The 14,186-nt window shown below is 65.9% G+C and carries 13 protein-coding genes; 7 read left to right on the top strand and 6 right to left on the bottom strand.

All coding sequences use genetic code 11. From position 1 onward, the window contains the following. Nucleotides 1-3: 3 nt before the first annotated feature. The 5 genes from E5X34_RS07475 to E5X34_RS07455 are packed head-to-tail and all read right to left on the bottom strand — an operon-like array spanning nt 4 to nt 5,360. Nucleotides 4-1,338: a dihydroorotase family protein gene (locus E5X34_RS07475; RefSeq protein WP_292562689.1), complete on the bottom strand. Its 1,335-nt coding sequence runs from the start codon at nt 1,336-1,338 to the stop codon at nt 4-6. 3 nt (nt 1,339-1,341) lie between these two features. Further along, nucleotides 1,342-2,274, bottom strand: a complete 933-nt coding sequence (locus E5X34_RS07470; RefSeq protein ID WP_292562687.1) for a polysaccharide deacetylase family protein — start codon at nt 2,272-2,274, stop codon at nt 1,342-1,344. A gap of 27 nt (nt 2,275-2,301) precedes the next feature. Further along, nucleotides 2,302-3,324 (bottom strand): NAD(P)-dependent oxidoreductase, encoded by a 1,023-nt coding sequence (locus E5X34_RS07465; protein ID WP_292562685.1) that lies wholly within the window; start codon nt 3,322-3,324, stop codon nt 2,302-2,304. Nucleotides 3,325-3,348: 24 nt separating this feature from the next. Continuing rightward, nucleotides 3,349-4,113, bottom strand: coding sequence for an SDR family oxidoreductase (locus E5X34_RS07460; protein ID WP_292562683.1), 765 nt, complete (start codon nt 4,111-4,113; stop codon nt 3,349-3,351). Continuing rightward, nucleotides 4,113-5,360, bottom strand: a complete 1,248-nt coding sequence (locus tag E5X34_RS07455) for an MFS transporter (protein ID WP_292562681.1) — start codon at nt 5,358-5,360, stop codon at nt 4,113-4,115. The genes E5X34_RS07460 and E5X34_RS07455 overlap by 1 nt, the downstream gene beginning before the upstream one ends. A gap of 235 nt (nt 5,361-5,595) precedes the next feature. Between E5X34_RS07455 and E5X34_RS07450 the strand changes: the two genes are divergently transcribed. From E5X34_RS07450 to E5X34_RS07420, 7 genes are read left to right on the top strand one after another with little or no spacing between them, the layout of a single operon-like run. Continuing rightward, nucleotides 5,596-5,946 (top strand): RidA family protein, encoded by a 351-nt coding sequence (locus E5X34_RS07450; RefSeq protein WP_112127495.1) that lies wholly within the window; start codon nt 5,596-5,598, stop codon nt 5,944-5,946. A 22-nt stretch (nt 5,947-5,968) separates the two neighbouring features. After that, nucleotides 5,969-7,399 (top strand): dihydropyrimidinase, encoded by a 1,431-nt coding sequence (hydA, locus tag E5X34_RS07445; RefSeq protein WP_292562678.1) that lies wholly within the window; start codon nt 5,969-5,971, stop codon nt 7,397-7,399. After that, nucleotides 7,384-8,298 (top strand): nitrilase-related carbon-nitrogen hydrolase, encoded by a 915-nt coding sequence (locus E5X34_RS07440; RefSeq protein WP_292562676.1) that lies wholly within the window; start codon nt 7,384-7,386, stop codon nt 8,296-8,298. Before hydA ends, E5X34_RS07440 begins: the two co-directional genes overlap by 16 nt. A 6-nt stretch (nt 8,299-8,304) precedes the next feature. After that, the gene (locus E5X34_RS07435; protein ID WP_292562674.1) at nt 8,305-9,588 is read left to right on the top strand and encodes a Coenzyme F420 hydrogenase/dehydrogenase, beta subunit C-terminal domain; all 1,284 of its coding nucleotides are present in this window, start codon (nt 8,305-8,307) and stop codon (nt 9,586-9,588) included. Nucleotides 9,589-9,606: 18 nt separating this feature from the next. Then, nucleotides 9,607-10,767 carry an FAD-binding oxidoreductase gene (locus tag E5X34_RS07430; RefSeq protein ID WP_292562672.1) on the top strand — a complete coding sequence of 387 codons (1,161 nt, stop codon included), beginning with the start codon at nt 9,607-9,609 and terminating at the stop codon, nt 10,765-10,767. Continuing rightward, complete coding sequence (locus tag E5X34_RS07425; RefSeq protein ID WP_292562671.1) at nt 10,764-12,047, top strand: Zn-dependent hydrolase; 1,284 nt, start codon at nt 10,764-10,766, stop codon at nt 12,045-12,047. Before E5X34_RS07430 ends, E5X34_RS07425 begins: the two co-directional genes overlap by 4 nt. After that, the gene (locus E5X34_RS07420; protein ID WP_292562669.1) at nt 12,044-12,709 is read left to right on the top strand and encodes an isochorismatase family cysteine hydrolase; all 666 of its coding nucleotides are present in this window, start codon (nt 12,044-12,046) and stop codon (nt 12,707-12,709) included. The genes E5X34_RS07425 and E5X34_RS07420 overlap by 4 nt, the downstream gene beginning before the upstream one ends. Here the strand turns inward: E5X34_RS07420 and E5X34_RS07415 are convergent. Further along, nucleotides 12,694-14,184 (bottom strand): D-aminoacylase, encoded by a 1,491-nt coding sequence (locus tag E5X34_RS07415; protein ID WP_292562667.1) that lies wholly within the window; start codon nt 14,182-14,184, stop codon nt 12,694-12,696. The two genes, E5X34_RS07420 and E5X34_RS07415, sit on opposite strands and share 16 nt — an antisense overlap. Nucleotides 14,185-14,186 lie beyond the last annotated feature (2 nt).

Genomic DNA, 14,186 nt, shown 5'->3' with positions numbered 1-14,186 from the left:
TGTTCAGCTCTCCCGGGTGACGATCTTGCCTTGCGCCGGGCCGACCAGCCGCCCGTCGCGCACGATCTCGCGGCCGCGCAGGAAGACGTTTGTCAGCCGTGCTTTCACGGCCCAGCCGTCGAAAGGCGTGTAGCCTGCCCGTGACACCTGCTCGGCGCTGGCGATGGTGCTGGATCGGCGCGGATCGAGGATGAGCAGATCGGCATCGTAGCCGGCGGCGATCTTCCCCTTGCGCCGCCCGAGGCCAAAGCGCTCGGACGGGTTGCGCGAGCACATACGCACCAGGTCGGACAGGGCGATAAGCCCTTCGTCGACCAGCCTCAGCATGGTCGCAAGCAGCGTCTGCAGCCCCGGCATGCCGCCCGGGATGTCGGCGAAAGCAGCATAGCGCGCCGCCTTCTCGGCCGGCGCATGCGGAGCGTGGTCGGTGGCGACGATGTCGATCAGCCCGGCGCTCAGCGCGGCACGCAGTGCGTCGACGTCGTGTGCGAAGCGCAAGGGCGGCGAGGCCTTCAGGTTGGCGCCCTGCGTTTCGTAATCTTGCGCTGTGAAGAACAGGTTCTGCGGCGTCGTTTCTACGCTGGCGTCCGCCATGCCGCGCAGCCGGCTCCAGGTCTCGACGCCGAGTTCGGAGTTGATCTGGCGGACATGGATCCTTGCCTCGGCCGAGGCGGCGGCAACAAGCGCCCGCGCGATGCCATTAGCTTCCGCGAGGGGCGGCCGGCTGTCCAGAAAGGCGGCGATGGTGCCGGAGCGATCGCGCGCCGTACTGCCGGCCAGGATCGACTGGTCGCCGGGCGAGATGCCGACCAGCGTATCGGCGCCGGCGAATGCTTTGAGAGCCTCGGCAACTGCGTCGAGCGTTGCAAACAGGAATCCGTCCGGCACGTCGGCGGTGAAGAGCTCGAACGAGACCGGCGCGAGGTCGAGCAGGCGAGGGATGAGCGACAGATCGCGGTTGACCACGGCCTGCAGGCCGACATCGACATGGATGCGGTTTGCGGCGGTCGCCATCTTGTCGGCGAGTTGCTCGGCCGTCGCCGTCCAAGGCTCGTCGGTCGGCATGTCGAGCACGGTCGTCACGCCGCCGAGCGCTGCCGCATGGGTGCCTGAGGAAAAATCCTCCTTATGCGTCAGCCCAGGCTCGCGCAGATGCGCATGCGCATCGACAAGGCCCGGCATGACAAAGCGGCCAAAGGCATCGACGACGGTTTTCGCTTCAGCCGCCTCGCCGGGCGGGATGAGCGCCACGACCGTGCCCGAGGCGATGCCGACATCGCGGCGGCCCAGCCCTTCGGCGTTCACCACCGTCGCGCCGCGGATCAGCGTCTCCAACATCCCTCAGCCGCGCTGTTCGAAGCGGGCGTGGTTGGCGTGCCAGAAGCGGGCGATGTCCTCGCGGCGCATGAAGGCGGCGCCGTCGCTTTGCTGGACATGCTCGATCACCTCGCGCAGACCCGATGCCCGGTTGGGCTGGCCCGTCCAGCGGGCGTGGATGCCGATGGTGAGCATGCGGCCGCCGGTCTCGTCGGCTTCGGAGAGCATATAGTCGATGGCCGAGCGGCAATCCTCGGCGAAATCGCGCGGATTGCTGTAGCCGGGCGCCACGAGATAGCGGCTGTCGTTGAGCGCCTTGGAGTAAGGCACAACCAGCATCTCGGTGCCGCGATGATCGAGAAAATAGGGCAGGTCGTCATTGCAGGGATCGGAGTGGTAGAGGAAGCCGCCTTCCTCGACCAGCAGATCGCGGGTGTTGACGCTGGGCAGCGAGCGGCAGTTCCAGCCCAGAGGCCGCTTTCCCAGCAGCTTCTCGTAGAGCGTGATCGCCTCATGCAGATGGCGCTCTTCTTCGCTGCGCTCCATCACCGTGTAGTCGATCCAGCGCAGGCCATGCCCCATCAGGTCATGCCTGCGCGCCTTCATCCACTCGACCAGAGGCGGGTTGCGCTCCAGCGCAACGGCGCAGGCGGAAAAGGTGACCGGAATGTCGTAGCGGTCGAACAGCCTGGCCAGGCGCCAGACGCCGGCGCGGCTTCCATATTCGTAATGCGTCTCGGTGCCGAGGTCGCGCACCGGCATGCTGCCGGTCAGATTGTATTCGCCCCAATTGTCGTTGCGGCCGTCCTCCAGCCACGAGTATTCGGAGCCCTCCTCGTAGTTGAGCACGAGATTGACGGCGAGCTTGACCCCGCCCGGCCAGGTGACGGAGGGCGGGTGCGGGCCGTAGCCGACAAAGTCGCGCGGCTGCTGCGCTTGCTGCGGATCGGTCGGCATCGGCTGGTCTCCTCTGATCTCGTCGGCTCAGTTCTCGTTGGCGGCGATCCAGTCCATGTAGGCGTGGAAGGCTTCCTTGCCGGGACGCGGCCGCCATGCGGTGTCGCGCAGTATGCGGGCGATGTCATAGGCGCCCCACATGCCGCCTTTCAGTCTCACATCCTGGACGATGTTGGCGTCGTCTCCGGGCGTCACCTCGGCCTTCAATCCCGGCATGCGTTCTCTTGCCCAGCCGATGATCTCACCGATGGTTTGGCTGGAGCCGGAGCCGATATTGTAGTGGCGGTAGTTTAGGTGCTGAGCATCGATCAGCGCCAGGATCGCGGCGGCAACGTCGGTCGAGCTCAGGTAATCGCCGACGGGCTCGAGGCTGTTCGGCCTGATCGTCTCGCCGGCCAGGGCCATATGCGCCACGCGGTTGGGAACATGGCGAAAATTGCGGCTCTCGGTGGCGCGGTCCATCGGACCGTAGACGGAAGCAAGCCGCACCGAGACCGCCGACAGCCCGAACAGGTCGGCATAGCGGTTGGTGACCATCTCGGAAGCGAATTTCGAGATGCCGTAAAGTGTCAGCGGCGCGACATAGCCGTCTTCCGGTAGCGGCTCGCTGGCCCAGTCAGGCCCGTTGTGGCGGTAGACGGAACCCGAACTGACATAGATGAAGCGCTTGATACCCGGTCTTGCGCGCGCCCAATCCAGCATGCGCACAGTGCCCATGAGATTGACGTCGACGATGCGGGCCGGGTCTTCGGCCTCAGGCTGGCGCTTTGCCTCGGAGGCACTGCCGCGCGAGATCGGCGTGATCGTCGCGCCGTGGACGATCGCCGTGATGCCTTGCTTGTCGAGCGTCGCGGACCAGGCTTTCTGATCAAGGATATCGGCGGAGATCACCGTCAGCCGGTCGCGCACCGGCGCGAAATGCTTTTCGGCCGCCGCGTCGAGGCCGGACCGGTCGAGGATTACGGCGCGGGCTTTGCGGTCGCGATCCAGCCATGCGCGCGCAACCACGCTCATGACGAAGCCGGTGCCGCCGGTGACGAGCAGGGTCATGGGAACTCCTTTGAAAACACGAGCTCAGCGCGTCGCATAGCCGCCATCCACGAGCATGTCGGATCCTGTGACGAAGGAAGCGTCGGAGGAAAGCAGGAAGGCCGCCGCCGCGGCGATCTCGTCTGGCTCGGCGATGCGGCCGAGCAGATGGGCGGGGCCGAGGCCGGCATTGGCCGCTTCGAAATCGGCGAACCGGCGCAGCAGGCGCGTTGTCGCCACGGCACCCGGCGACAGGCTGTTGACCCGGATCTTGTCGGGCGCGTGGTCGACGGCCATCGCCTTGGCGAGGTGGATCAGGCCGGCCTTGGCGGCGCAATAGGCGACGGCGCGGGTGGTGGCGACGCGCCCGAATTGCGAACCGATGAAGACGACCGAACCGCCGCCGCTCGCAGCGATCAGCGGCACAGCGAACTTGCTCATCAGGAAGGCGCCGGTCAGGCCGACATCGATCTCATGCCGCCATGCGCTCTCGTCGAGATTGACGACGGTGGCGCTGGTCGAGGGCGCCGCCGCGTTGTGCACCAGCCCGTCGAGCCGGCCGTATTTTTTCTGCGCGAAGTCGACGGCCGATTTCGCGGAATCGATGTTCGTCACGTCGCACCGGCAAGCGGCGGCGGAAGGCCCGAGCGCTTCGGCAAGCTTCGTCGCCGGCTCCAGATCGTAGTCGGCGCAGACAACCTTTGCGCCTTCGGCGATGCAGCGCCGGGCAATTGCCGCGCCGATGCCGCTGGCGGCGCCGGCGATCAGGATGACGCCGTCTTGCAGGCGGTTCTTGGCTGGATTCGTCATCAGACCTGCTCCTCTATGGCCTGCAGCGTCGCCATGGTGACTGGACGGCGCAACAGATTGTAGCAGGCAGCGAGCGTGACCAGCACGGCACCGCCGCCGAGCAGCAGGAACATCGCCGGCGCGCCCATATGCTGCATCAGGCCGGCGGAAATGCCAGGCGTCGCGACATTGCCGATCGAATAGAGCAGGAGCAGCGTACCGGAAGCGCCGACCATATGCCGGCTATGCAATTGCGAGGCGCCGAACGCCATCGCCACCGGATAAACGGTCAGTGCCGTGCAGCCATAGACGAAGAACAGCACGAAAAGCAGCGGCACCGACGAATTGCCGAGCCAGGCGATCGTGGCGCAGAGCGTGACCGACAGGATGCCCTGGACAAGCAGTATGATGCGCCGTTCAAACCTGTCCGACAGCCAGCCGACCGGGGTTTGCGCCAGCATGCCAGCGATGCTGATGGTCGTAACAAGCCCGACCGTCGTTGCCGCCGACAGGCCGATCTGGGTGCCGTAGATCGGCGTCAGCACGAAGATATTCATGTTGGTGATGCCACCCTGGAAGATTGCGACAACCGTGACCGGCGCCAGCCGGAACAGCGCCAGCGGGCCTAGCCGCTTGACCGGTCGTGCCGAATTCGCGTGCTCCGGATCGGTGACGGGCAACGCTGGCCAGCGGCGGCCGACGAATTTGGAGACCAGCGCCAGAAGCACCGTCACGGCCGCGACCGGGAACAGATGCGGCGATTGCGGGCCGACCAGTCCGACAAGGAGTTGTCCGAGCAGCACCGCGATCGCTGTCGTCAGCATGTAGAGCGAAAACAGCGCGCCGCGATTGTGCTGCTCGGCATAGAGGTTGATCCAACTTTCGCAGACGACGAAGAGCGACGCCATCGCCATGCCGCCAAGCAGGCGAAAGCAGATCCAGCTTGGCAGGAAATCGGTGAGGACGAAGCCGCAAGCCGCCAGCAGCGCCAGCACCAGGATCACCACGAAAGTGCGCTCATGGCCGTACTGCGCAACGGCGGGGCGAGTGACCAGGCATCCGATGAGGAAGCCCACCGGATAGGCGGTCAGCACGATCTGCACGACCTGAGGAGAAATGCCGGGCTTGCCGAGATGCAGCGACACGGCGGTGGTCAGCATGGCGCTGCCGATGCAGGCCAGGCATATGCCGGCCATGATCGGCAGCATGGCGCGCGACCGCTCTGCGTTTTGCCAGAGCCGCGCCGCGGATTGAGCGATCGACCTCATGGATACGGCTGCAGTGGCTCCCCTGGCGTGACCGTTGACCGACGGCAGCCCGAGAGGAAGCTACACTCTAGCGTGGTTGCCACAAACGAAGATTGACGCGGCTATGGCTAAAATTATTTTGGCCATGCCCGCGAAGGAAAGCGGCTTCTTGGCTTCCGTCGGGCTTTACAGTCGTTTTGCACCCTCCTTACCATAGGCAAAAGCCAAGACCCGGGAACCAGCGGAAGGGAACAGCATGACGATCGAACGCCTCGAAAACGGACAGCGTTTCTGCCGGGTACTGCGCTACAATGGCACCGTCTATGTGGCCGGACTGACCGCGGACGATCTTTCCGGCGACACCACCAGCCAGACCAGGCAGATCCTCGCCAAGATCGACGCGCTTCTGGCCAAGGCCGGCAGCGACAAGTCGAAGCTCTTGAGCGCCCAGATCTGGCTCCGCGACATCGCGGATTTCGAGATGATGAACACGGCCTGGGACGCCTGGATCGACCGCAGCGCCATGCCGGTGCGCGCCACGGTGGAAGCGCGGCTTGCCGGCGACCAGTATCGCGTCGAGATCATGGTGACGGCGGCGGTCGGCTGAGCGGACCGGCGAGGGTAAGCCGATGCATGAGCTGGTGATCAAGGGCGGGCGCGTGGCGCTCGACGATGGCTGGGCCGAATGCGACATCGGCATCGATGACGGCCGCATCGCCGCCATCGGCAAAGATCTCTCCGGCCAAAAGTCGATCGACGCCGGCGGCCGCTGGGTGATGCCCGGCGGCATCGACGCGCATTGCCATCTCGACCAGCCGGTCTGGGGCGGGGCCGGCAATGCCGACGATTTCGAGTCCGGCACGATCTCCGCGGCATTCGGCGGCACCACCTGCATCGTGCCGTTCGGCATGCCCGGACAGGACATGACGACCGTTGGCGCCATCGACCGGGCGCTGGAGCGCGCCGCGGGACGCGCCGTGATCGACTACGGGCTGCATGCCGTGGTGACCATGGGCACCGGCGCCGATGTCGAAGCGCAGCTTGAGGCGCTTGCCGGGCGCGGCATCGCCTCGGTCAAGCTGTTCATGACCTATCAGGGTTTTGCCGTCGACGACGATTTATTCTTCAAAGTGCTCGACGCGGCAAGGCGCCTTGGCTGGATCGTCATGGTCCATGCCGAGAACGACGCTGCGATCCGCCGCACGCGGAAGCGGCTGATCGATCTCGGCCGCACCGATGTCCGCTATCATGTCGTCGCCCACAGCGAGACAATGGAGCGGGAGGCGACGCATCGCGCGCTGGCCTTCGCCGAGATGACCGGCGCTCGGATGACCATCGTGCATGTCTCGTCCTGGCAGTCGGCCGAAGAGGTGGCGCGGGCGAAGGCGCGCGGCGTCGATGCCATCGCCGAGACCTGCCCGCAATATCTCTTCCTCGGAGCCGCCAATCTCGATCGTCCGGCAATCGACGCGGCGCGTTTCGTCTTTTCGCCGCCGCCGCGCTCGCCGCGCAGCCATGAGCACCTTTGGCAAGAGCTGATCAATGGCGGCATCGACCTGTGGTCGTCCGACCATTCGCCATATTATTTCGCGGACAAGATCGGCCGTTCCGAAACGCCAGGCTTCACCACAACGCTCAGCGGCATTCCCGGCATCGAGACACGGCTGCCGCTGCTGTTTTCGGAAGGGTTGCTCACCGGCCGGCTGACGCTCGACCGCTATCTCGACCTGATCTCACGCAATGCCGCCTCCATCTATGGTTTCGCCGATCGCAAGGGCCGCATCGCCATCGGGCTCGATGCGGATCTTGCCCTGTGGGATCCAACAGCGCGCTGGACGCTCGGGCATAAGGCGCTGCATTCGCGCGTCGATTTCACGCCCTACGAGGGCCGGGTCGTCACCGGCAAGCCGACCACCGTCCTGGTGCGCGGCGTGCCGGTGGTCGCTGAGGGCAAGCTGCAGGCGCGGCCGGGCTTCGGACGCTTCGTGGCACGCAGTGCCGCAGATCCCGAGCTCTCGGGAAAACCAGTCGAGGATTGGACGCCATGGCTCGATGCCTGACCATCGCCGTATGCCAGACCGGCCCGATCCAGCGTAGCGCCACGCGCGCCGAGACGGTCGGGCGCCTGGTGCATCTGCTGGAAAAGGCAGCGGCTTCCGGCGCCGAGATCGCGGTGTTTCCCGAAATGGCGCTGACCACTTTCTTCCCGCGCTGGCGCATCGACGACCAGGCCGAGATAGACGCCTTCTTCGAAGCCTCGATGCCGGGGCCGGAAACGCAGCGACTCTACGATGCGGCCGCGCGCCTTAAAGTCGGCTTCGCGCTAGGCTACTGCGAGCTAACGCAGGAAGAGGGCCGCACGCGCCATTTCAACACCATGGACCTGGTCGGGCCGGATGGCGCCTTCATCGGCCGCTATCGCAAGATGCATGTGCCGGGGTCGAGCGAGCCGGAAGCGGGCACCACCACGCATCTCGAACGACGTTACTTTGAACCCGGCAATCTCGGCTTTCCGGTCTACGACTATCGCGGCGTTCGTGTCGGCCTTGCCATCTGCAACGACCGCCGCTGGCCCGAAACCTATCGCATGCTGTGCCTCAACGGCGCCGAGGTGGCGCTGCTCGGCTACAACACGCCGCTGCTGCTCGACGAGGCGCCGGCGCTGGCGCATCTACGCATGTTTCACAACCACCTGCCGATGCAGGCCGGGGCATACCAGAACACGCTCTGGATCGGCGCCGCCGCCAAGGCCGGGCTGGAAGACGGCCAGGCGCTGATTGGCGGCTCCTGCATCATCGCGCCGACCGGCGAGATTGCCGCGCAGGCGATGTCGCTCGACGACGAGGTGATCGTCCATCGCGCCGATCTCGATCTGATCGAGACTTGCCGGAAAGTGAACTTCAACTTCGCGCTCTATCGCCGCCCCGACCAGTACAAACGCATCTCGGATCCGGTCTGACATCGAATGGGCCCGATTGAGACCAGTTGCAGCCAGGCGCCGCTCGCGGCCGATCCGCTGACGCTTGGCGAGATCGTCGAGAACGGTCTTTGCATCGGCTGCGGCCTCTGCCGGTCGATGGCCGGGCGCGACGTCGAGATGGTGATGACGCCGGAAGGACGCGAGAGGCCGATGGCGTTGCGGGCATTGGACAAGCCGACATTGGCGAGGATCAACGCCGTGTGCCCGGGAACGCGCATCGCCGGTCCGCCACCCGCGCAGATGAATGACGCCACGTTGACGGACACGGTCTGGGGACCCGTCGAACGGCTTGTACTCGGTCGCGCGGCTGACCCTATGGTCCGGTTCGTCGGCTCCGGCGGCGGCACACAGACGGCGCTTGGACAGTTCCTGCTCAGCTCGGGACGCGTCAAGTTCGTGCTGCATGTCGCGGCCTCGCAATCCATGCCGATGCGTACGGAACGCCAGCTGAGCTTCGATGCTGCCTCCGTGCTCGAAGGCGCCGGCTCGCGCTATGGGCCGGCGGCGACGCTGGTGGATTTCAATGACGTCCTCGACCGTGGCGAGCCCTTCGCACTGATCGCCAAGCCTTGTGACATCACCGCCGTGCGCAATCTGGCGCGTCTCGATCCCCGCGTCGACGAGCGCATGCGCTACGCGCTCGCCTTCGTCTGCGGCGGCGCCTCGGACCTGACCAAGTCGGAGCAGGTGCTGCACCGTTTTGGCCTCCGCGAGGACGAGTTGTCTCTCTTCCGCTACCGGGGGCACGGCAACCCAGGCCTCAATCGCATCGAAACCGAGGACGGCCGCGCCTTCGAGATCAGCTACCGGCAGCTGTGGGAAGACGAGGACAAATGGATGATTCAGCCGCGCTGCAAGATCTGCCCCGATGCGATCGGACACGTGGCGGATATCGCGGTGTCGGATGCCTGGCTGAACGGCGGACCGGCGGTCGAGGATGAACCGCTCAACGGCATCATAGTTCGCACGAAGCGCGGGCTGGAGCTGTTCGATGCGGCCGTCGAGGCTGGCGCGCTGGAGATCAAGCGCGAGAGCAACATTGCCGAGATCAGCGAATTGCAGTCGCATCAGGTGCGCAAGCGGCGCGCCGTCTGGGCTCGGCTGACAGGCATGGCAATCGCCGGCAAGCCGGTGCCTTCTGTTACCGGTCTGGCATTGCGGGATTGCGCCGCGCAGAATTCGCCGGCCGAGAATCTGGCTGAAGGCCGAGGCGCCCGGGATCGTGCCAGGCGCGGCCGCCTTGGCGAGCCGCCTGCGATGCCGCGCTGAGCAATTTTTGGGGGATCGATGAGCGAGCAGACCGAAATCATCATCATCGGCGGCGGCATGGCCGGCGCCGGTGCCGCGTACGAGATTTCGCGCGACAGGAAGGTCGTGCTGCTCGAGCGGGAGAGCCATTGCGGTTACCATACCACGGGGCGTTCGGCGGCTAGCTTCACCGAGAATTACGGCAACGGCGTCATCCGCCGCATCGTGCTGGCCAGCCGCACCTTCCTGACTGAGCCGCCTGCGGGTTTCAGCGACTATCCGCTGCTCAGCAAGCGCGGCATGATCACAGTGGCACGCGCCGATCAGCTGGACCTGTTGCGCGAGGATCTGGCGGCAGCGCAGGTGCTGGTGCCGTCGATCGTTGCGATGACGCCGGACGAGGCGATCGTGCGCGTGCCGGTGCTGCGCCGGGACTACCTTGCCGGCGCTTACATCGAACCGCATTCGATGGATATTGACGTCAACGGTTTGCACCAGGGTTTTCTGCGCGGCGCGCGGGCGCGGGGCGCGCGCATCGTCACCAAGGCTGGTGTCAGAGGCATCGGCAGGCAGGGCGGACAGTGGCGGGTCGAGACGGAAGCGGGACCCTTCCTTGCGCCGCTGATCGTCAATGCGGCCGGCGCCTGGGGCGACGAGATCGCGGCGATGGCGGGCGTGCGTCCGGTCGGGCTGCAGCCGAAGCGCCGCACCGCCTTCAACATTCCGGCACCCGCAGGTGTCGACATTGCCGACTGGCCTCTGGTCAACGACGTCGGCGCGGAATTCTATTTCAAGCCGGATGCCGGGCAGTTGTTCATCTCGCCGGCCGATGCCACGCCGTCGGAGCCGATGGATGCCTTTGCGGAAGACATCGATGTTGCGATCGGCGCTGAGCGCCTCGAACGGGCGACCACGATCGAAGTGCAGCGCGTCTCGCGCTCCTGGGCGGGCTTGCGGACATTCGTTTCCGACGGCTCACCGGTGGTCGGGCCGGATGACGAGTTTCCGGACTTTGTCTGGCTGGTCGGGCAGGGCGGCTACGGCATCAAGACCTCGCCGGCGCTGTCGCGCGTCTGCGCCAGCCTGATCGCCGGCGGCGGCCTGCCGGACGATGTCGCCAGACAAGGCGTGTCGCTGGACGATCTTACACCGCACCGGCTGCGTGATGTCGCGCCCGAAGCCGGCAAGGTTGCCTCATGAACAGCGCCGTCCTGACGGCCGGAGGCGCACTGGCGGGGCGCATCCTGAATGTGCTCGCTGAAGCCACGGCCGACGCGCCAGGCGTCACGCGCGTCGCCTATGGATCAGGCGAGCGCTTTGCTCACGGTCTGGTGCGCGAGGAAGCGCAAAAGCTTGGCGCGGTTGCGCGCACCGATGCCGCCGGCAATCTCTATTTGACGCTCAGTGGTCGCAATCCGGACCTGCCGGCAATCGTCATTGGTTCACATCTCGACAGCGTGGCGCATGGCGGCAATTTCGACGGCGCCGCCGGCGTTGTGGCGGGCCTTGCCCTGATGGCGGAACTGATGGCTCAAGGCGTCCGATTGCACCGTGATCTCATCGCGTTGGCCACGCGCGCCGAGGAAGCCGTCTGGTTTCCACTGTCCTACCCGGGCAGCCAGGCGGCTCTTGGCTTGCTCGATCCGGAGGGGCTTGAAGCAAAACGATCCGACAGCGGCCGCACGCTGGCCGAACACATGCGCGAGGAAGGGTTCGAACCTGATGCCGTGCGACGTGGCGTGCCGGGCATCGATGCCGGCCGGATCGCGGCCTTTGTCGAAGTGCATATCGAGCAGGGACCGCGGCTCGTCGCCGCTGGCGCGCCGGTCGGCATCGTCACCGGCATTGCCGGCGGGTTCCGCTATGTCGACGCCAAATGCCTTGGCGCCTACGCCCATTCCGGCGCCGAGCCGCGCTTCGCCCGGCATGATGCCGTGCTTGGCTTTGCCGATCTGGTCGCCGCGCTTGAGATCGAATGGGATGCGCTCGAACGTGCAGGGCATGAGGCGACGATCACCTTCGGCCGTGTACAATCCGATCCCACGCAGCATGGCGGCAGCCGGGTTCTGGGCGAGCTTGGCTTCACGCTGGATGTGCGCAGCGCCGAAGCGACGGTTCTCGAACGTGTCGAGGCGCGGCTTCGGACTATTCTCGCTGAAGTCAGCGCCAGGCGGGGCGTGGCGTTCGAACTCGGGCAGCGTTTCACTTGGGAGCCGGCGACGATGTCACCGGCGCTGATCGCGGGCCTGGATCGTGCCGCCATCGAGCTGCGAATAAACGCGCCGCATGTGCCGAGCGGAGCCGGGCACGACGCGGCGACCTTCGCCGGCGCCGGCATTCCGACCGCGATGCTCTTCGTGCGCAACGAGAACGGCAGCCACAACCCGAACGAGGCGATGGAGATCGCCGACCTCGATCAGGCGATCCGGCTGCTTCTGCGTTTCGTCATCGATTTCGACAATCCGTTGGATCAGCCATGAACCTCGCCAAGACCGCCTTGCTCGTCATCGACCTGCAGAATGAATACCGTCCTGGCGCGGCTTGGCCGGTCGTCGGCTATGACGCTGTGCTCGCCAACACAGCCGCGCTGATCGGAGCCGCCCGGGCGGCGGGTGTGTCCGTCATCCATGCGCAGGCCTGGGTGAAGCCGGAGGAACGCGACGGCTATGCCCGACAGGAAGAGATCCTAACCGAGGAATTCCGCTCCGCGGTGGCGGGTAGCAACGGCGCCGAAATCTGCACCGAGGTGGCGGCACTGCCCGGCGACATCGTCGTCCAAAAACACTGGCCGAGCGCTTTTCGCGGCACCGACCTTGCGCAGCGGCTCGCCGCGCTTGGCACCGAGAACCTCGTGGTTGCCGGCGTGCTCACTGACAGCTGCGTGACCGCGAGCGTCTTCGATGCAGTCTACGAGGGGTTTCGAGTCTGGCTGGTCAAGGACGCCTGCGGCAGCATGACGGAAGCCATGCACCGCACCGGCATGCTCGACATGGCGAACCGGCTCTATGGCGGTGGTATCCTGCGCCAAACGGAAGCACTGAAGGCGCTGGCCGGCCAGCCCTTCGACGGCTGGCGCTGCACGCGGCCGGTGGAATTCGCCTACACGCTGGAGAGCGTTGACCGGATCTATGAGGCGCTGTGATCGGCGCCGCAGTCGCATACGCCTCTGACGATCGGCTTTGAGGCCGAAGGCTTGAGAACCGCGCCAGGCAGCGCTCCAGTGGCTCTCCCTTTTCGCCACACCAATACGCCGTTGACGAAGACATGCTCGATGCCGGCGGCTGGCCGGCGCGGTTCCTCGAAGGTGGCGGTGTCGATGATCGTCTCGGGATCGAAGACGACGAGATCGGCGAAATTGCCTTCGGCCAGCAGGCCGCGTTGCGCGATGCCGAACTCCTTCGCGGGCAGCCCGGTCATGCGGAAGACGGCTTCCTCCAGGCTGAACAGGCCGACATCACGCGCGTAGTGGCCGAGCACGCGCGGAAATGTGCCCCACAGGCGCGGATGCGGATGGATGTCGTGCGGCAGGCCGTCCGAGCCGATCATGGTGCGCGGATGCGCGATGATGTTGCGCACATCGTCCTCGTCGAGCTGGAAATAGACGGCGCCGGCCGGCAGCAAACGTTCGCCGGCCTCGCGTTGGGTGCAGTTCCATTCGCGCGCGATGTCGGCTATCTCGCGCCTGGCCATCTCCGGGTGCGGATCGGACCAGGTGATCAGGATCTTCAGCCCGGTGTCGCAGCGCTCCAGCCGCAGCACGGTCGAGCTCGCGGCATAGGGATAGACGTCCATGCCGATATCCATCGTCTCGCGCGCCCGATCGATCCTTTCCAGCGAGGGCCGGCTCTTGCCGAAATTGGCGCGGCCGGTGCACTGGTGATGCGAGATGAACAGCTTGCCGCCGGCGTGATCGGCAATGTCGATCGCTTCCTCGATCGCATCGTCCATCGTCTCGAAATAGTTGCGCGTGTGGGTGACATAAGGGCCACCGAGCTGCGCGGCGGTGGTGGCTAAAGCCTTGACCTCATCGGTCGAGGAGTTGACGGCAGGCGGGTAGTCGAGGCCGGTGCTGAGGCCGAACGCGCCTTCCGCCATCGCCTCGGCGACCGCTTCCTGCATTGCCGCCGTTTCCGCTTCATTGGCCGGCCGGTCGGTCACTGGCATGCAGCGCTGGCGCAGCGTGGTGTGGCCGACAAGCAGGGCCGCGTTGGTGGCGATGCCGCGTCGCTTCAGCTCGGCAACATAGTCGGCAAAACGGTCGAAGCGGAAATTCTCGCGGCCGCCGACCAAGGTGAAGGGCGGCGGCGGGGTCTTGTCGAGCAGCAGCGGCGCCAGGCTGACGCCGCAATTGCCGGCAATCACAGTGGTGACGCCCTGGCTGATCTTCGGGTCCATGCCGCGCGGGGCAAGCAGCGCGCCGTCGTCATGGGTGTGCACGTCGATGAAGCCCGGCGCAACCACCTTGCCCTTGGCGTCGATCTCCTCGACGCCCTGCGCATCGTCCAGCCGACCGATCGCCGCGATCCGGTCACCGGTGACAGCGATATCGGCCTCGAAGGGTTTCGAGCCATCGCCGGCGATCAGCGTCGCATGGCGGATGACGAGATCATAAGGCATTA

Origin of the sequence: Mesorhizobium sp., assembly GCF_004963255.1 — a bacterium.
In the GTDB taxonomy this organism is placed as follows: domain Bacteria; phylum Pseudomonadota; class Alphaproteobacteria; order Rhizobiales; family Rhizobiaceae; genus Mesorhizobium.
This window is presented reverse-complemented; position numbering and strand designations above follow the sequence as displayed.